This window comes from Streptomyces sp. NPDC085900, from assembly GCF_044540925.1.
GTDB lineage: Bacteria > Actinomycetota > Actinomycetes > Streptomycetales > Streptomycetaceae > Streptomyces > Streptomyces gilvifuscus.
Map to the genome: position 1 here is coordinate 744,654 of NZ_JBITSP010000002.1, position 15,395 is coordinate 760,048.

General features: G+C 73.6%; 16 protein-coding genes. 7 read left to right on the forward strand and 9 right to left on the reverse strand.

Going from position 1 to position 15,395, the window contains the following annotated elements:
* Nucleotides 1-2: 2 nt before the first annotated feature.
* The 4 genes from ACIGDI_RS08155 (at nt 3) to ACIGDI_RS08170 (ending at nt 5,136) form a co-directional block, all read left to right on the forward strand.
* A complete protein-coding gene (locus ACIGDI_RS08155; RefSeq protein WP_399892269.1) occupies nt 3-623 on the forward strand; it encodes a V-type ATP synthase subunit D in 621 nt (206 codons plus the stop codon).
* Nucleotides 624-935: 312 nt separating this feature from the next.
* Nucleotides 936-3,827, forward strand: a complete 2,892-nt coding sequence (locus tag ACIGDI_RS08160) for a cation-translocating P-type ATPase (protein WP_399892272.1) — start codon at nt 936-938, stop codon at nt 3,825-3,827.
* Nucleotides 3,824-4,483 carry a TrkA family potassium uptake protein gene (locus tag ACIGDI_RS08165; RefSeq protein ID WP_351567009.1) on the forward strand — a complete coding sequence of 220 codons (660 nt, stop codon included), beginning with the start codon at nt 3,824-3,826 and terminating at the stop codon, nt 4,481-4,483. Before ACIGDI_RS08160 ends, ACIGDI_RS08165 begins: the two co-directional genes overlap by 4 nt.
* Nucleotides 4,480-5,136 (forward strand): potassium channel family protein, encoded by a 657-nt coding sequence (locus ACIGDI_RS08170; protein WP_399892276.1) that lies wholly within the window; start codon nt 4,480-4,482, stop codon nt 5,134-5,136. Before ACIGDI_RS08165 ends, ACIGDI_RS08170 begins: the two co-directional genes overlap by 4 nt.
* Before the next feature lie 92 nt (nt 5,137-5,228).
* On the opposite strand, the gene ACIGDI_RS08175 is transcribed toward ACIGDI_RS08170, so the two are convergent.
* The 3 genes from ACIGDI_RS08175 to ACIGDI_RS08185 form a co-directional block, all read right to left on the reverse strand.
* A complete protein-coding gene (locus tag ACIGDI_RS08175) occupies nt 5,229-5,486 on the reverse strand; it encodes a DUF1876 domain-containing protein (RefSeq protein WP_399892279.1) in 258 nt (85 codons plus the stop codon).
* A 124-nt stretch (nt 5,487-5,610) separates the two neighbouring features.
* A complete protein-coding gene (locus tag ACIGDI_RS08180; protein WP_399892282.1) occupies nt 5,611-6,831 on the reverse strand; it encodes an ABC transporter ATP-binding protein in 1,221 nt (406 codons plus the stop codon).
* 193 nt (nt 6,832-7,024) lie between these two features.
* On the reverse strand, nt 7,025-7,567 hold the full coding sequence (locus tag ACIGDI_RS08185; protein WP_399892285.1) for a universal stress protein: 543 nt from the start codon (nt 7,565-7,567) through the stop codon (nt 7,025-7,027).
* Between the two features lie 235 nt (nt 7,568-7,802).
* On the opposite strand from ACIGDI_RS08185, the gene ACIGDI_RS08190 reads away from it, so the two are divergent.
* Nucleotides 7,803-8,612, forward strand: a complete 810-nt coding sequence (locus tag ACIGDI_RS08190) for a universal stress protein (RefSeq protein WP_399892288.1) — start codon at nt 7,803-7,805, stop codon at nt 8,610-8,612.
* Nucleotides 8,613-8,645: 33 nt separating this feature from the next.
* Here ACIGDI_RS08190 and ACIGDI_RS08195 read toward each other — a convergent pair whose 3' ends face one another.
* A complete protein-coding gene (locus ACIGDI_RS08195; RefSeq protein ID WP_399892291.1) occupies nt 8,646-9,335 on the reverse strand; it encodes a TetR family transcriptional regulator in 690 nt (229 codons plus the stop codon).
* A gap of 142 nt (nt 9,336-9,477) precedes the next feature.
* On the opposite strand from ACIGDI_RS08195, the gene ACIGDI_RS08200 reads away from it, so the two are divergent.
* Nucleotides 9,478-10,599 (forward strand): FAD-dependent oxidoreductase, encoded by a 1,122-nt coding sequence (locus ACIGDI_RS08200; protein WP_399892294.1) that lies wholly within the window; start codon nt 9,478-9,480, stop codon nt 10,597-10,599.
* A 144-nt stretch (nt 10,600-10,743) separates the two neighbouring features.
* On the opposite strand, the gene ACIGDI_RS08205 is transcribed toward ACIGDI_RS08200, so the two are convergent.
* The 3 genes from ACIGDI_RS08205 to ACIGDI_RS08215 form a co-directional block, all read right to left on the reverse strand.
* The gene (locus ACIGDI_RS08205) at nt 10,744-11,406 is read right to left on the reverse strand and encodes a GAF and ANTAR domain-containing protein (RefSeq protein ID WP_399892995.1); all 663 of its coding nucleotides are present in this window, start codon (nt 11,404-11,406) and stop codon (nt 10,744-10,746) included.
* Between the two features lie 87 nt (nt 11,407-11,493).
* The gene (locus tag ACIGDI_RS08210; protein ID WP_399892297.1) at nt 11,494-12,510 is read right to left on the reverse strand and encodes an Acg family FMN-binding oxidoreductase; all 1,017 of its coding nucleotides are present in this window, start codon (nt 12,508-12,510) and stop codon (nt 11,494-11,496) included.
* Between the two features lie 130 nt (nt 12,511-12,640).
* A complete protein-coding gene (locus ACIGDI_RS08215) occupies nt 12,641-13,342 on the reverse strand; it encodes a response regulator (protein WP_399892300.1) in 702 nt (233 codons plus the stop codon).
* A gap of 221 nt (nt 13,343-13,563) precedes the next feature.
* Between ACIGDI_RS08215 and ACIGDI_RS08220 the strand changes: the two genes are divergently transcribed.
* Nucleotides 13,564-14,151, forward strand: coding sequence for a hypothetical protein (locus ACIGDI_RS08220; protein ID WP_399892304.1), 588 nt, complete (start codon nt 13,564-13,566; stop codon nt 14,149-14,151).
* Here ACIGDI_RS08220 and ACIGDI_RS08225 read toward each other — a convergent pair whose 3' ends face one another.
* Both ACIGDI_RS08225 and ACIGDI_RS08230 read right to left on the reverse strand, forming a co-directional pair.
* Nucleotides 14,152-14,856 carry a CBS domain-containing protein gene (locus ACIGDI_RS08225; RefSeq protein ID WP_399892307.1) on the reverse strand — a complete coding sequence of 235 codons (705 nt, stop codon included), beginning with the start codon at nt 14,854-14,856 and terminating at the stop codon, nt 14,152-14,154.
* Nucleotides 14,853-15,317: a cyclic nucleotide-binding domain-containing protein gene (locus ACIGDI_RS08230; RefSeq protein ID WP_399892310.1), complete on the reverse strand. Its 465-nt coding sequence runs from the start codon at nt 15,315-15,317 to the stop codon at nt 14,853-14,855. Before ACIGDI_RS08230 ends, ACIGDI_RS08225 begins: the two co-directional genes overlap by 4 nt.
* Between the last annotated feature and the right edge of the window lie 78 nt (nt 15,318-15,395).

A 15,395-nucleotide genomic window follows, 5' to 3' on the forward strand; every position in this document is an offset into this window, starting at 1 on the left:
CCGTGAAGGACCTGCGGACCCCGCCCGGCCGGGCCGGCCGGATGAGACTGCGCCACAGCCTGGACGTCGCCCGCCGCGGCGCCGACCTGCTCGACCAGAAGCTGCGCATCCTGCGCGCCCGCCACGAGAGGCTGCTGGCCGCCGAGGAGAGCGCGCGCGACGCCTGGCACGAGCGGCTGCGCGAGGCCGAGACCTGGCTGCGGCGCGGGCTGCTGCTGGGCGGCGACGAGGCGCTGGAGGCGCCGGCGCCCGCACACCCCGCCGAGATCGACGTCGTCCGGACCTCCACGATGGGCGTACGCCACCCCGAGACGGCCTCCTGCGCGCTGCCGCGACGCGAACCGGACAGTCCCGCGCCCGCGAACACCGCGCTGGTCCATGCCGAGGCCGCCTACGCCGAGGCGGTACGGGCCGCCGCCGACCACGCCGTCGCCCGCGCCGCGGCACGCGAGATCGGCGCGGAGGTCCTGCGCACCCGCCAGCGCGTCCGAGCCCTGCAACGCCACTGGATCCCCCGCCTGGAACACGCCCTGGCCCGCGCGGACGCCGCCCTGGAACAGAGCGAACACGAGGACGCGGTACGACGCCGCTGGGCGGCCCGTGCCTCGGACGACCGGGGATGACGGGCGGCGGGGTGGCGCACCCGCCGACTCCGGGCCGCCCAGGCCCCTGGCCACCGGGTGTAACGGAGCGAGGGGCCTGATCCCGCGGGCCGCCCCTGACTCGGCGTGACAGGCTGCGGGGCACGGATCAGGGCCGCCCACGCCCCGGGCCACCGGGTGTCCAGGGACGCGAGGCGTGGCCCCCTGCCCGGCGTGACAGGCCGCGGGGCACGGATCACCGCGACCTCCGGCCCGGCGGCGCCCGGACGAGCGGGCATGACCCGCCCCGGACTTGCTCGCCCCCGGATCCGCTCGGCCCCACCCGGGGGTCACATGACCCATGGCAGCCGGGTGGCCGCACGCCGAAGCTGGAGCGAGGTCGTCTCGGAGTCCGGAGGGCTTCCTGTGGACAAGGACAGCGTCGCTCAGCGGCTCGCACCCGGTCCGGAAAGCGGCACGGTGCCCGCACCCCGCGCATCCGGGCCCCCGCTGCCCCGGCAGCGGGCCGACGAGGTGCTCGCCCAGCTCGGCACCTCACGGCGGGGCCTGGCCGCGGCGGAGGCCGAGCGGCGCATGCAGCTCCACGGACCCAACGAACTGCCGCAACCTCGCCGCAGGGGACTGTGGCGACGCTTCTTCGCCCAGTTCACCGATCTGTTCGCGATCCTGCTGATCGTCGCCTCGGCCCTGACCTTCGTCGCCTACGCCCTGCAGGAGCCCCGCGACGTGGGCAACCTGCAGCTGGCCTTCGCGATCCTCGGCGTGGTGGTGCTCAACGCGGTCATCGGCTTCGTCCAGGAGTACTCGGCGGAGCGCACCGCCCAGTCGCTGCAGGCGATGGTGCCGCACACCTGCCGGGTGCTGCGCGACGGCGAACGCGTGGAACTGCCCACGTCGGCGCTCGTCCTCGGCGACCTCGTGGTCCTGGAGGCGGGGGACGCCGTACCGGCGGACTGCCGCGTCGTCGAGGGCCACGGCCTGACGGTCAACAACGCCTCCCTGACCGGGGAGAGCGTCGCCGTCGGCCGGGTGGAGGAGCCCACGACGGCCGCCACCGTCCTCGACTCGCGCAACTGCGTGTTCATGGGCACCACGGCGGTCTCCGGATCGGGTAAGGCGGTCGTGTTCGCCATCGGCGCCGACACCGAGTTCGGCCGGATCTACCGGCTCACCCAGGAGGCACCGCAGCAGCAGACCCCGCTGCAGCAGCAGGTGGCCTCCATGGCCCGCCGGGTGGCCGTCCTGGCCGTCGCCATCGGCCTGCTCGTCCTAGCCGTCCGCCTGCAGAGCGGGCAGCCGCTGGTGTCCACCTTCGTCTTCGCGCTCGGCGTGATGGTCGCCCTGGTCCCCGAGGGACTGCCCGCCACCCTGTCGGTGTCCCTGGCCATCGGCGTCCGCCGCATGGCCCGCCGCCAGGCGCTGGTCAAGAAGCTGCTGGCGGTGGAGGCCCTGGGCTCCACCACGGTGATCTGCACGGACAAGACCGGCACGCTGACCCAGGCCGAGATGACCGTCACCCGCTTGTGGAGCGGCGGGAGTTGGCACGAGGTGTCCGGCGTCGGCTACGCCCCCGTCGGCGCCGTCACCGATCCGGAGTCCGTACGGGACCTGTTGCGCGTCGGCGTGCTGTGCTCCGACGCCCGGCTGCTGGCGCCGGACGAGCAGGCCGACTGGCGGGTCCTCGGCGACACCACGGAGGGCGCGATCCTGGTCGCCGCGGCCAAGGCCGGTCTCGACCCGGCCACCGAACGGGCCGCCGCGCCGCGCATCGCGGAGTTCCCCTTCGACCCCGTCCGCAAGCTGATGAGCACCGTCCACCGCACGCCCGAGGGCGATGTCGTGTGCGCGAAGGGCGCGCCCCAGGAACTCCTCGCCCGCTGCACACACCTCCTGCTGGACGGCACCTCCCGGCCCCTCACCGACGAGCTGCGCGCCCGTGTCACCGAGGCCAACGACACCATGGCCGCCCAAGGGCTGCGCGTCCTGGCCGCGGCCCTGCGCCCCGTGACCTCGGCGCCCGGCGACAGCGCGGAGGCCGAGTCCGGGCTGACCCTGCTGGGCCTCATCGGCATGTTCGACCCGCCCCGGCCCGAGGTCTCCGCCGCCGTCGAGGCCTGTCGCAAGGCCGGCATCCGCATCGTCATGGTCACCGGCGACCACCCGCTCACCGCGGAGGCCGTCGCCCGCAGGGTCGGCATCGTCACCGGGGCCGCCCCCACCGTGGTGACCGGGGCCCGGCTCGGCGAGATGAACGCCGAGGAACTCGACGCGGTGCTCGCGGCTCCGGGAGAACTGCTGCTGTGCCGGGTCAGCCCCGAGCACAAGATGCGGGTCGTGGCCGCCTTCCAGAAGCGCGGAGAGGTCGTCGCGGTCACCGGCGACGGCGCCAACGACGCGCCCGCGCTCAAACACGCCGACATCGGCGTCTCCATGGGCGCCGGCGGCACCGACGTCGCCCGCGAGGCCTCCGTGATGGTGCTGCTCGACGACTCCTTCGCCTCCATCACCGCGGCCGTCGAACTCGGCCGCTCCGTCTACCGCAACATCGGCAAGTTCCTGACCTACCTCTTCAGCCACAACATCGCCGAGCTGACCCCGATTCTGGTAGCCACCTTCGTCGGCTTTCCGCTGGTCCCGCTGAGCGCCGTGCAGATCCTGGCGATCGACCTGGGCTCCGACGTACTGCCCGCCCTGGCGCTCGGCGCCGAGCCACCCGAGCCCGACACCATGGAGCGCCCGCCCCGCGGCCGGCGCGAACGGCTGTTCTCCGCCGTGCTCGTGCGCCGCTTCCTCTTCCTCGGCTTCGTGCAGTCCATCGGCGTGTGCGCGGTGTTCTTCTGGCAGGTGCACTCCGCCGGCATCCCCTTCGCCGACTTCACCACGGACACCCCCGCCTACCGCAAGGCCATCACCCTGACCCAGGCCGCCATCGTCGTCAGCCAGTTCTTCAACGCCCTGGCCGTGCGCACCGACCGCGAGAGCGTCTTCCGCGTCGGCCTGTTCTCCAACCCGCGGCTGCTGGCCGCCGGCTGCTTCGGCATCGCGCTGATGGCCGCCATCAGCTACGCGCCGCCCCTGCAGGCCGTCTTCAACACCGCGCCGATCTCGGCCACCGACTGGGCGGTACTCACCGGCTTCGGGGTGCTGCTGCTGGCCGCCGAGGAAACCCGCAAGGCGTGGCTGCGCCGCACACCACCGCACCAGCCAGAGAGGAAACAGCCATGAGGGTCGTCATCGTGGGCTGCGGCCGGGTCGGCTCCGCCCTCGCCACCCGGCTGGTCAACGAGGGCCACGACGTGCGGATCATCGACCGCGAGCCGAAGACCCGCACCCTGCTGCCGGCCGGCTTCCCCGGACAGGTCCTGCACGGAAACGGCTTCAGCCGCACCCTGCTGGAGGCGGCCGGCATCGAGCACGCCGACGCGTTCGTCGCGGTCACCTCCGGGGACAACACCAACATCGTCAGCGCCAGGACCGCCAAGGAGACCTACCGCGTGCCGATCGTCCTGGCCCGCATCTACGACCCGAGGCGCGCCGACATCTACCGCGACCTCGGCATCCCCACCATCGCCAGCGTCCGCTGGACGGTGAACCGGCTCCACGAGATGCTGCTGCACCGCCACCTCACCCCCGAACTCGGCTTCGGCAACGGCGAGACGCTGCTGCTGCGCTCCCAACTGCCCGCCCACCTCACCGGCCGGCGGCTCGGCGAACTGGAGGTCGACGGCGAGATCCGGCTCGTCGAGGTCACCCGAGGCGGGCGCTCGTTCCTGCCGACGCGCAGCACCCCCGCCGAACCGGACGATCTGATCACCTTCGCCGTGTCCGCCGAGGCACTGACCCGGTTGCGCGGCTTCCTCGACAAGGAGCTCGGCACATGAAGGTCATCGTCGCCGGCGCCGGCCGGCTCGGCAGGCAGGTCGCCCAGGTGATGGCGGCCGCGGGCAACCAGGTCACCGTCGTCGACCGCGACGACGACCGCGTCGCCGCCCTCCACGACCGGCTGCCGGCGCGGCTGGAGGTCGGGGACGCCTGCGAACCCTCGGTCCTCGAACGCGCCGGCGCGCACTCGGCCGACCTCGTCGTCGCGACCACCGGTGAGGACGAGGACAACCTCGTCATCAGCCTCCTCGCCAAGCGCCAGTTCGGGGTCGAGAGGGTGGTGGCCCGGGTCAACGACACCGAGAACGCCTGGCTGTTCGACCGGAACTGGGGCGTCGACGCCGCCGTACCCGCCGCCATGCCCCTCATCTCGCTCATCGAGGAGGCCGCCGGAGCCACCGACACCGTCGCCCTGCTGCGGCTGAGCAAGTCCGGTGTGAACGTCATCGAGACCACCATCACGGCCCGCTCGCGCGCTGTCGGCCGCACGCTTGCGGACATCACACTGCCGGCGAGCACGGTCCTCGCCGCGGTCATCCGGGACGGCGGCCCCGTCGTGCCGGCAAAAGAGCTGGTTCTGCGGGCCGGGGACGAGATCCTCGTCGTGTCGCACGAGGCGACGGAGGACGAGGTGCACGCGGCCTTCCAGTGATCGTCGCGCAGGCGGCCTTCCAGCGACGGTCGCGGACGAACGGCGGCCGTCGGCGGGGGTGTCCCCGGCCGACGGCCGCCGAAGGCGGGCCGTCACCGTTGCGCGGGCCCCGCCAGCTCGACGATGTCGTCGGAGGCGACGTCGTGCAGGCGGATCGCGAGGTCCTCCAGCGCACGGCTGGCGGCCAGTTCGTCGCCGATCTCGGGGATCGGGCGGTCGACCGGGTTCTTGCGGGCCACGCCCCGGCCGGTGACCGTCGCGGTGTCCCGGGTGGTGAGCACGGCCCGCGCGTGGGTCTCGTCGCCGTCCTCACTGATGAAGATCTGTACCGTCCACTGCTTGGCTTGCATCGTGATCACTCCCGGGCGGAGGGTGAGGAGCAGGCACCCGGACGAACGGGTTCCTCCGCTCATCTCCCAGCCTGCGCCCCTGCCGGGGACCGGGACAGGGCCGAACGGCCCGCCGGCCGGGACGTCATGCCGAGGCCGCCGCGGCGCCCGGCGCGTCCTGCGCACCGGTGTCCCGCGGAGCGGTGTCCTGCGGTGCGGCGTCCTCGGGGCCGGCGGCAGGCTCCGTCAGGACCGTCCCCGCACCCTCGTCGAGCCGCAGTCCCGTGGTGGCCGAGAAGCAGTGCACGGCGTCCGCGCGCACCACGACCCGGACCCGCGCCCCCTTGCCCTGCGTGGCACGCCCGGGCAGCCGGACGACGATCGGCGCGCTGCCCCCGCCGACCCGGGCGCTCGCGTGCAGGTAGGCGACGGAGCCGGTGTCCTCGACCGCGTCGACGACGAGGTCCAGCGCCGGGGTCTTGTCGTCCTCCGGCGAGAGGATCCGGAACTGCTCGGGCCGGACACCGAGCGCGATCTCGGTGGCGTCCTCGGCGGACGCGGACCGCAGGACGTCACGGGGCAGCGGCACGGTCAGCCCGTCCAGCCGTACCCCGTCCGACGTCAGCGGCAGCCGGAACAGGTTCATCGCGGGCGAGCCGATGAAGCCGCCGACGAAGGTGTTGGCCGGCCGCTCGAAGACCTCCTCGGGCGTGCCGACCTGCTGCAGCACCCCGTCCTTGAGGACGGCCAGCCGGTCGCCCATGGTCATGGCCTCGACCTGGTCGTGGGTGACGTACACCGTGGTGGTGCCCAGCCGGCGCTGCAGCACCGCTATCTGGGTGCGGGTCTGCACCCGCAGCTTGGCGTCCAGGTTGGACAGCGGCTCGTCCATCAGGAACACCCGCGGCTCGCGCACGATGGCCCGCCCCATGGCGACGCGCTGCCGCTGGCCGCCGGAGAGCGACTTCGGCTTGCGGTCGAGGTACTCCTGAAGGTCGAGGATCGCGGCGGCCTCCAGTACCCGTTCCCTCACCCGTGGCTTGGGCATGCGCGCGATCTTCAGGGCGAAGCCCATGTTGTCGGCCGTCGTCATGTGCGGGTACAGGGCGTAGTTCTGGAAGACCATCGCGATGTCGCGGTCCTTGGGCGGCAGATGGGTCACGTCCCGCTCGCCGATGCGGATCGTGCCGGAGTCGACGTCCTCGAGCCCGGCGAGCATGCGCAGGCTGGTGGACTTGCCGCAGCCGGACGGCCCGACCAGAACCATGAACTCCCCGTCGGCGATGTCCAGATCGAGGTCGCTGACCGCCGGACGCTCCATGCCCGCGAAGCGGCGGGTGGCCTTCTCGAAGGTGACCGATGCCATGACCAATCCCTCCCGGAAATCTCTTCACCCCAGCGTGGAACGGTCGTCGGCGCGCGGCGCATGACCCGACCGTCCCCTTCCCGGGCCGGTCGGCCCCTTCGTCCGCCCACGGCACCCGCACAGGCTGGAAGCCAGGGAAGGGGGTTCGCCACCTGCCTGAGGAGATGTCAGATCACCCTGGCGTCACCCGCGTTCAGCCGGCGACGGTGCACGTCCAGCGGGCGCCGTGCCGCGGGGCCTGGTCGACGGGTTGACCCGTAGTCCCGGCCGCCGAGAGCGCAGGGACGGATCGCCGGTTCCCCGGCACCGTGACGACGGGCACCGTCGCCTGCTCCAGGCAGGCACGCACGACCGCTCCCGCCGCGTGCTCGCCGTGTCCGCCGCGCGGGGTGCGCCCGAGCGCCAGCAGTACGGCGCCCCGCGCCTGCTGGACCAGGATGCGGGCCGGTGCCCCCTCGGCCACGACGGCGCGTACGGCACCGTCGTCCTGCGGCCCGAAGACCTCGCGGAGCGTCGCGGTGAGCAGCCGCGTCGCGCCGCCGCGCTGTTCGGCGGCCGTCGGCCGTGTCGTGGCGGGAGCGTAGGGGGCGAGCCCGGGCCGTTGCCAGGCGTGCACGGCGACGACGGTCGCGTCCAGGGCCCGCGCCTGCCGGGCCGCCCAGCGCAGTGCCGCCACCGACGCCTCCGACCCGTCGACCCCCACCACGACACTGTTGCCGACCGCGCGTTCCGCCATGACAGCCCTCCTCGCCGGATGTTCCTCGCTGTCCGAGTCTCCCGGGGCGGCCCGCACGGGACTTGGGCCGAGTGGCTCCGTCACGGGCGCCGAACGGGTCGGTCGGTGCGCCGTTCGGAGCCGTACGGCCCAGTGCCGGGAGCGGGCCGCCGGCGGACGCTGGATGCGGCACGAACGGACGTGACCGCGGGGCCGGGACGACCGGTCGGGGTCGCCCGGAGAGGAGACAGGCGTCATGAACGGACCGGTTGTGGTGGGGGTGGGCGCGTCGTCGAGCCTGGCCGCGGTGGAGACCGCCGCCTGGGAGGCCGAACGGCGGGGTGTGGGACTGCGGTTGGCGCACGCCGTCGCGTGGCCCTCCGATCCCGTGGCGCCCGGTGTGCCGCCCTGGGACCCGGACGGCGCCGGCCTGCGCGCGTCGGCCGGGGGAGCGCTCGCCGAGGCCGAGCGGCACGCACGGCGGGTCTCGCCTCGGCTGCCGATCACGAGTGAGGTGCTCGTCGGCGAGCCCGGGACGGTGCTGGAGTCGCAGTCGCGCGCCGCCTCGCTGACCGTCGTCGGTGGTCGCCGCCAAGGCCGGTTCGGCGGGCTGCCGTTCGGCTCGGTCGCCGGCCGGCTCACCGCGCAGGGACGCTGCCCGGTGCTGGTGGTACGCGGCAGGACCGGCCGCAGCGGCCCCGTCGTCCTGGCGTCCGACGGCGCCTCGCCCGCGGGCCGCGCCGCGGCCGAGTTCGCCTTCGCCGAGGCCGCCCGACGGACCGCGGAACTGGTCGTCCTGCACACGCGCGGTCACGGCCGCGACGGCGCCGCGCTGGTGGCCGAGCTGCGGCGCACGTACCCCGACGTCGTCGTGCGCCATCGGCGGATCCGGGGCCGCAACCGCCCCGTCGTCGTCGGAGCGAGCGCGGGCGCGCAGCTCGCCGTGGTGGGTGTCCCCACCCACACCGGCCTCACGGACACCCTGACGGGCTCACTGGGCCGAGCCCTCCTGCACCACGCCCCCTGCACCGTCGCGGTGGTCCCACCCGGAGCCACGAAGCACTGAGACCACTGAGACCGACGCCTTTCGGGGTGGGTCTCAACCCGTGCCCGGCGGCAGGCTCGCCGTGATTCCCGTGAGGATCAGGTCGATGCCGCCAAGGAACTCGGCGCGGTCGTCGTGTTCGCGCAGCCGGCCGGCGATGCCTCGGGTGAAGGGGTAGCGCTCGGGGTCCAGTTCCGACCATGCCCTCGCGACGGTGTCCAGGAAGTCGGCGCGGTCCGTGCCGGGCGGCTGGGACCGGGCGTTGGCGGCGTTCTGGCCGGCCACGCCGAGGATGTAGTTGAGCAGCGCCGACACTGCCGTGAACCGGGCCGCATCGGGCACCCGGAGCGCCTCGACCTGCCGTCCGAGGCGTTCGAAGACCGACACCATCGGGGGCTGCCCGGGCGCGCGGGTCAGTTGCGTGCCGACCCACGGATGGGCGTCGATCGCGTCGAACAGACCGAGTGCGAGGGTCCGGATCACGTCCTGCGGCGTGGCGTCGGTGGTGTCGTCGTCGGCGAGGGCGTCGGCGACCGCGGCGTCGGTGGCGGCGGCCAGGAGTTCCGCCTTCCCCACGACGTGCCAGTAGATCGCACCGGGACCGGTGGCCAGGCGTTCGGCCAGCGCGCGGAAGGTCAGGCCGCCCTCGCCCACCGCGTCGAGCAGTTCCACTGCGGCGCCGACGATGCGCTCACGGGAGAGCGGTTCCTGCCGTCGTTCCGGACGGCGCGTCCTGGTTGCCATGGCGTCAGTCTAGCCGCCTGGAACGCCGTTCCACCTTGACAATGAGTGGAACGGCGTTCCACCCTGAGGCTGCTGGAACGTCGTTCCAGCGCGCGTTTCGGGTGTCGCCCGGGGCGACGCGCGGCCTCAGGAAGGAACACCCATGACCACTCCCGTCACGATCATCGGCGCCGGGCTCGGCGGCCTCGTCCTGGCCCGCGTCCTGCACATCCACGGCATCCCGGCCACGGTCTACGAGGCGGAGCCCTCCCCGTCGTCCCGCTCCCAGGGCGGAATGCTCGACATCCACGACCACAACGGGCAGCCGGCTCTGCGCGCGGCGGGCCTGTTCGAGGAGTTCCGAGGCCTGGTCCTGGAGGGCCGTCAGGCGTTGCGGGTCCTCGACCGGGACGGCGCCGTCCTGTTCGAGCAGCCCGACGACGGCACGGGCGGGCGCCCCGAGGTGCAGCGCGGCGAGCTGCGGCGGATGCTGCTCGACTCGCTCCCGGCCGGCACCGTCCGCTGGGGCCACAGGGCCGCCGGCGTCCGCGCCCTCGGCCGGGGACGCCACGAGGTGGCCTTCGCCGACGGCGCCACCGTCGTCACGAGCCTGCTGGTCGGCGCGGACGGCGCGTGGTCACGCGTCCGGCCCCTGCTCTCCACCGCCACGCCCCGGTACACCGGCATGTCGTTCGTCGAGACCTACCTCCTCGACGCCGACACCCGGCACCCCGCCGCCGCGAAGGCGGTCGGCGGCGGATCACTCTTCGCGCTCGCGCCCGGGAAGGGCATCCAGGCCCACCGTGAGAGCGGCGGAACCCTCCACGCCTATGTGGCGCTCGCCAGGCCACAGGACTGGTTCGCCGCCGTCGACGTCACCGACGCCGCAGCGGCCACCGCACGCGTCGCGGCGGAGTTCGAGGGCTGGGCACTGGAGCTCACCGCGCTGATCACCGACACCGACGCCCCGCCGGTCCTGCGCCCCCTCCACGCGCTGCCGGCCGAGCACAGCTGGGACCGGGTGCCGGGAGTGACCCTCCTCGGCGACGCCGCCCACCTCTCGCCCCCGAACGGCGAGGGAGCCAACCTGGCCATGTACGACGGCGCCGAACTCGGCAAGGCCCTCGCCGCCCACCCCGACGACGTCGAGACCGCACTCACCGCGTACGAGCAGGCTCTGTTCCCGCGCAGCGCCGAAGCCGCCACCGAAGGCGCCCACCTGCACGGACTCCTCTTCGGTGACGACACCCCGCGCGGCCTGGTCGACATGTTCGCCGTCGCCTGATCGGCGAACCGCCCGCGAGACGTGTGGAGGCGGCGTCACAGGGGACTTGGTGGTCAAGTCGGGTGCGGCGGCGCTCCCCCGGGGGGCCGGCCCGGCCAGGCTTCTCTGGTTCTGACACCGAGCCAGGGAAGCCGCCGCCCGGATTCAGACGATGTCGCCCTTTTCGCAGATCATCCGGGCGACCTCCCGCAGCTTGACGTTGCGCTCCTGCGAGTAGCGGCGCAGCACGTCGAAGGCCTCGTCCTCGCTGAGGTGATGGGTGCCCATGAGGATGCCCATGGCCTCGCCGATCACATGGCGGGTGGCCATGGCCTGCTCCAGCTGGGCGTGCGTGCGGGCGCTGGAGAACGCGACCGCCGCGTGCGAGGCCAGCAGCCACCCCGCCAGCTCGCTGGCCTCGGTGAACATGCCGGGCTTGCGGGAGTACAGGTTCAGCGCGCCGAAGTCCTCGTCCTCGGTGAAGAGCAGGAAGCCCATCATGCTGCCCACGCCCAGCCGGGAAGCCCGCGGGGCGAAGGCGGGCCAGCGGGGGTGCTGCCCGGTGAGATCGGCGATGCGCAGGACCCGCTCCCGCACCGTGCTGCGGGCGGTGTCGAAGCACGGCCCCTCGCCCAGCCGCTCCTGCAGCCGGTCGCTCTCCACCACGAGATCGTCGGTGGGTGCCAACGTCCGCACCTTGCTGCCCTGCAGGACGAGGATGCCGGCGGCGTCACACCCCTCCACCAGCTCGACGGCGGAGGCCGTGATCCGCTGCAGCGTGGTACCGACGGAGTCCTGGGCCAGCAGGTCCCGCGCCATGGCCGCCATCTGCTGCGCAAAGTGCGCCCACTCCACGCGGTCCTCCGTCTCTCGCGTCACCCGGACCCACTTCCCGACCCGATGCGCACGGGCCCCTCACCCGGACACGGCAGCTGCCGGGCCGGGCATGGCGGGCGTGTCCTGGTCCAGGGTCTGCTCCACCGTCCGGCGGGGCGAGGCCGGCCCCTGCGGACCGTAGCCGAGGCGGAGCACCATCTGGGCGTGCACGCGCCCGTCCTCCGGGTCGCGCACCAGCTGGTCGCGCAGGTCGGGCCACTCCAGGGCCTGGTGCAGCAGCGAGGCGCGCACACCGTGCCGGGTGGCCACCAGCAGCACGTGCTGCAGAGCCTGGCCGGCCCGCAGCCAGTCCGCCCGCCGGTCGTGCGGGGTCGACAGCACGGCGAGCGTCGGCCGCTTCTCGAAGGCACGGGCGGCCAGTGTCGACGGGTGGAGGTGGGCCCCGAAGTCCCGCATCGGGACCTGGTCGCGGTAGTCCTGGGGACCGACGGCGGCCGGCGGGATGCCGAGCGCGGACTCGTCCGGCTCGCGGATCCACCGGCGGCTCTCCGCGGCCCGGTCGGCGTCGCCCCTGTTGCGGCGCTCCGCCTCCAGCGTCACCCGCAGCAGCCGGTCGGTCTCGGCGGTCTCCGGGCTGCTCAGCAGGGCGCCCTCCGCGTGCGCGGCCTCCGCCAGCTCGTGGTGCAGGGCGGTGGGCAGCGGCCGGTCGGAGAACGGGAAGCGGCTGCTGCGCCGGTGCCACAGGGCTTCGTAGAGCTCGGGCGACGGCGAGGAACGTGCCGTGCCGCCGAGCCGGACGGAGGCGAGCAGTTCGGGTTCACCGGGCCGGGGCAGCAGCCGGGTCACCGGGGCCCAGCCGAAGTGCGTCACCGCCAGCCGCAGGTTGAACAGCGCGCAGCCGACCGACACGTGCAGGGCCCGCCCGGAGGGGTCGATGTGGCGCAGCCCGCGGTCCTGCGCGGCACGGATCTCCAGGGTGAGCGTGTCCGGGGCGAGCCGGAACCGCCAGGGCTGGGTGTTGTGGATGGAGGGGGCGGCCACGGCGGCCGAGATCAGCTTCTCCAGGGTCGCCACGTCGAGCAGCGCGGTGGACATGGGGGCCTCCTCCCCGCCCGGTGACGAAGGGCGGTGGAACGGGTCGTTGACCCTGTCCAGGGTGGTCTCGGCGCGGACCTCGGGGCAGGGGCCGTAAGGCCTCGAATCCCGCCGTACGGCCCCGCCCGGTTCAGCGGGTGTGCGGGGCGCCCTGGTCGGGCTGCTCCAGGTGCGAGGCGAGTACGGCCGCCTGCACCCGGCGCTGCACGCCCAGCTTGGCCAGCAGTCGCGAGATGTGGTTCTTGACGGTCTTCTCCGACAGGTACAGCTGCTTGCCGATCTCCCGGTTGGTCAGGCCGTCCCCGATGAGGGTGAGGATCTCCCGCTCGCGCGGGGACAGGCTCGCCAGCTCGGGGGAGACCTCGGGGGCCTCGGCCGGCTCGGTGCGCAGCGAACGCATCAGCCGCGCCGTCGTCGCCGGGTCGAGCATCGACTGGCCCGAGGCGACCGTACGGACCGCCGAGACCAGGTCGGAGCCCTTGATCTGCTTGAGCACGTATCCCGACGCCCCCGCCATGATCGCGTCCAGCAGGGCGTCCTCGTCGTCGAACGAGGTCAGCATCAGCACCGCCAGCTCCGGCATACGACTGCGCAGCTCACGACAGACGGAGATGCCGTCGCCGTCGGGGAGACGCACGTCCAGGACGGCCACATGGGGTCGGACCGCGGGAGCGCGCACCAGGGCGTGCTCGACGTTCTCCGCGTCCCCGACCACGCTGATGTCCGGCTCGGCGTCCAGCAGGTCCGCGAGGCCTCGGCGGACGACCTCGTGATCGTCGAGCAGGAAGACGCGGATGGGATCCTGCGCCGTGAAGGTGCGTGGCTCGGTCATGTCGACCTCTCGTTCCCCGGGTGTGAGACGGACTGCGGGCCGCCCTGCTGACGATCATGACGCGCCGGGACCGGACGCACTAGGGCCGACCGGCCCAACCGGACCATGGTCCACCATCAAAGCTCCCCCCGGGGCGCAGCCGCAATCCTCTCCCGTCCGAGATCGATAGGTGAGACCTTTTAGATGTGTCCGTCCCATTGCGCCCTGAGGGGGTGTGACCGATGCGGAAGGTGAGAGGCTGCAAGGTCCTGGGGTGGCGCTGGCGTGACAACCCGCTGCGGCGGCGCAGTGACGTGCTGGAGGCCTGGATCGTCCTCGCCGCCTGGACGTTCGCGGCGGTCGTGGCGGCGCTCGCCGGGATCCTCGGCGCGCAGCTGTCCGCACGTGCGGCCGAGCGGGACCGTGCGGACCACAAACCCGTCACCGCGGTGCTGGTCCGCATCCTCCCCGGCGGCGCCCCCGACGCGGTCAGCGGCGTGCGCTACGACCGGGCCCTGGCGACCGTACGCTGGCGCGACGGGTCCGGAACCGGCCGGACCGGCACGATGGAGGTCGCCCCGACGACCAGGGCCGGCAGCAGGTTGCAGGCCTGGACGGACGGCCACGGCCATCTGCTGTCCAAGCCCGTGGGACCCGCGGAGGCGACGACCCGCGCGGTACTGGCAGGCACCGGCGCCGCCCTGACCGCGGGCCTGCTGGCCCTCGCGTGCGGGCAGCTGGTCCGGCTGCGGGTGGAACGGCGCGCCACGGAGGCCTGGGGCCCCGAATGGGAGCGGATCGACGGCCGCTGGGGGCACACCACCGGCTGATCAGCCGGCGTCGTCCGGCCCGTCGAGCGCGAACCGCACGTCCACGACCCCCTCGACCGCCCGTACCAGGCGTGCGGCCACCGGCACCAGCGACGTGTCGGCGACGTGGCCGCCGAGCGTCACCACACCGTCGCGGACCTCCACGCGCACGGTCGAGGCGGAGGCGGGGAAGAGGTAGGTCACCACGTCCCGGCGCACCTCCGCGGCGATCTCCTCGTCGTCGCGCAGGAAGACCTTCAGCAGATCGGCCCGGCTGACGATGCCGACCAGCCGCCCGGACGCGTCGACGACGGGCAGCCGCTTGACCCGGGCCCGCGCCATCTCCCGCGCGGCCTGCGCGAGTGTGGCGTCCGGGGCCACGGTGAGTGCGGGGGAGGTCATCAGCTCGCCGGCCGTGACCGAACCGGCCTTGAGCAGATCGGACAGCCGCCGCAACTGCGTGTAGCGGTCGGGGTCGCTGTCGCGGAACTCCTCCTTGGGCAGCAGATCGGCCTCGGAGACGATCCCGACGACCGCTCCCGTGCCGTCCACGACGGGAAGAGCGCTCACCCGGCGCTCCTGCATGGTCCGCACGATGTCCTTGAAGGCCGCCCCGACGTCCACCACGGCGACGGCACCGGTCATCACGTCCCCGACGAGGCGCGGCGAGCCGTGCCCGTCGATTCCGCGGCCGGTGCGGTCCTCGTGGTCCTGGCGCGTGGTCATCGCATGCCTCCGCTGCCGTACGGGCCGTACAGGTCCAGCAGCCGGGTGCGGGCCGCCTGCAGCCGGTGCGCCACGATCCGGCCCACCCACTCGGCGACGGTCCGGCCGAACTCCGGGTCCCGCCGGCACTCGGCCCGCACGTCCGCGGCGTCGAACTCGTAGGTCCGCAGCGGGGTGACCGCCTCGGCGCCCAGATGCCAGGTGTGCGGCGGGTAGAGCCAGGACCAGCCGAGCAGTTCGTTGTGGCCGAGGGAGTCGATCACGGCCGCCTGACGGCCCGGCACGCGCATGTCGAGATCGACGGTGCCGGTACGGATGATCCAGAACCGGTCGGCGTGGCCACCCTCCTCGAAGATCCGGGCACCCTCGGAAAACGACACCTCGCGAGCCATCCGCATCAGCCGCTCCCGGTACTCGGGAGACAGGGCCCGCGGCATGCTCGACGTTGCGGGAGCGTTCATGGCGTGCCTCCACTCAGGCGTACGGAACTGCCACCTCCAGGGTGTCGGCGGCCCACGGCAGCGGCCATGGGCCACCCG

Excerpts from the sequence above, each read along its gene's own strand:
- ACIGDI_RS08200 (WP_399892294.1), top strand. The coding sequence starts at position 9,478 with ATGACCACTCCCGTCACGATCATCGGCGCCGGGCTCGGCGGCCTCGTC.
- ACIGDI_RS08170 (WP_399892276.1), top strand. The coding sequence starts at position 4,480 with ATGAAGGTCATCGTCGCCGGCGCCGGCCGGCTCGGCAGGCAGGTCGCC.
- ACIGDI_RS08175 (WP_399892279.1), bottom strand. The coding sequence starts at position 5,486 with ATGCAAGCCAAGCAGTGGACGGTACAGATCTTCATCAGTGAGGACGGC.
- ACIGDI_RS08215 (WP_399892300.1), bottom strand. The coding sequence starts at position 13,342 with ATGACCGAGCCACGCACCTTCACGGCGCAGGATCCCATCCGCGTCTTC.
- ACIGDI_RS08220 (WP_399892304.1), top strand. The coding sequence starts at position 13,564 with ATGCGGAAGGTGAGAGGCTGCAAGGTCCTGGGGTGGCGCTGGCGTGAC.
- ACIGDI_RS08160 (WP_399892272.1), top strand. The coding sequence starts at position 936 with ATGACCCATGGCAGCCGGGTGGCCGCACGCCGAAGCTGGAGCGAGGTC.
- ACIGDI_RS08205 (WP_399892995.1), bottom strand. The coding sequence starts at position 11,406 with ATGGCGGCCATGGCGCGGGACCTGCTGGCCCAGGACTCCGTCGGTACC.
- ACIGDI_RS08180 (WP_399892282.1), bottom strand. The coding sequence starts at position 6,831 with ATGGCATCGGTCACCTTCGAGAAGGCCACCCGCCGCTTCGCGGGCATG.
- ACIGDI_RS08190 (WP_399892288.1), top strand. The coding sequence starts at position 7,803 with ATGAACGGACCGGTTGTGGTGGGGGTGGGCGCGTCGTCGAGCCTGGCC.
- ACIGDI_RS08185 (WP_399892285.1), bottom strand. The coding sequence starts at position 7,567 with ATGGCGGAACGCGCGGTCGGCAACAGTGTCGTGGTGGGGGTCGACGGG.
- ACIGDI_RS08165 (WP_351567009.1), top strand. The coding sequence starts at position 3,824 with ATGAGGGTCGTCATCGTGGGCTGCGGCCGGGTCGGCTCCGCCCTCGCC.
- ACIGDI_RS08225 (WP_399892307.1), bottom strand. The coding sequence starts at position 14,856 with ATGACCACGCGCCAGGACCACGAGGACCGCACCGGCCGCGGAATCGAC.
- ACIGDI_RS08195 (WP_399892291.1), bottom strand. The coding sequence starts at position 9,335 with ATGGCAACCAGGACGCGCCGTCCGGAACGACGGCAGGAACCGCTCTCC.
- ACIGDI_RS08230 (WP_399892310.1), bottom strand. The coding sequence starts at position 15,317 with ATGAACGCTCCCGCAACGTCGAGCATGCCGCGGGCCCTGTCTCCCGAG.
- ACIGDI_RS08210 (WP_399892297.1), bottom strand. The coding sequence starts at position 12,510 with ATGTCCACCGCGCTGCTCGACGTGGCGACCCTGGAGAAGCTGATCTCG.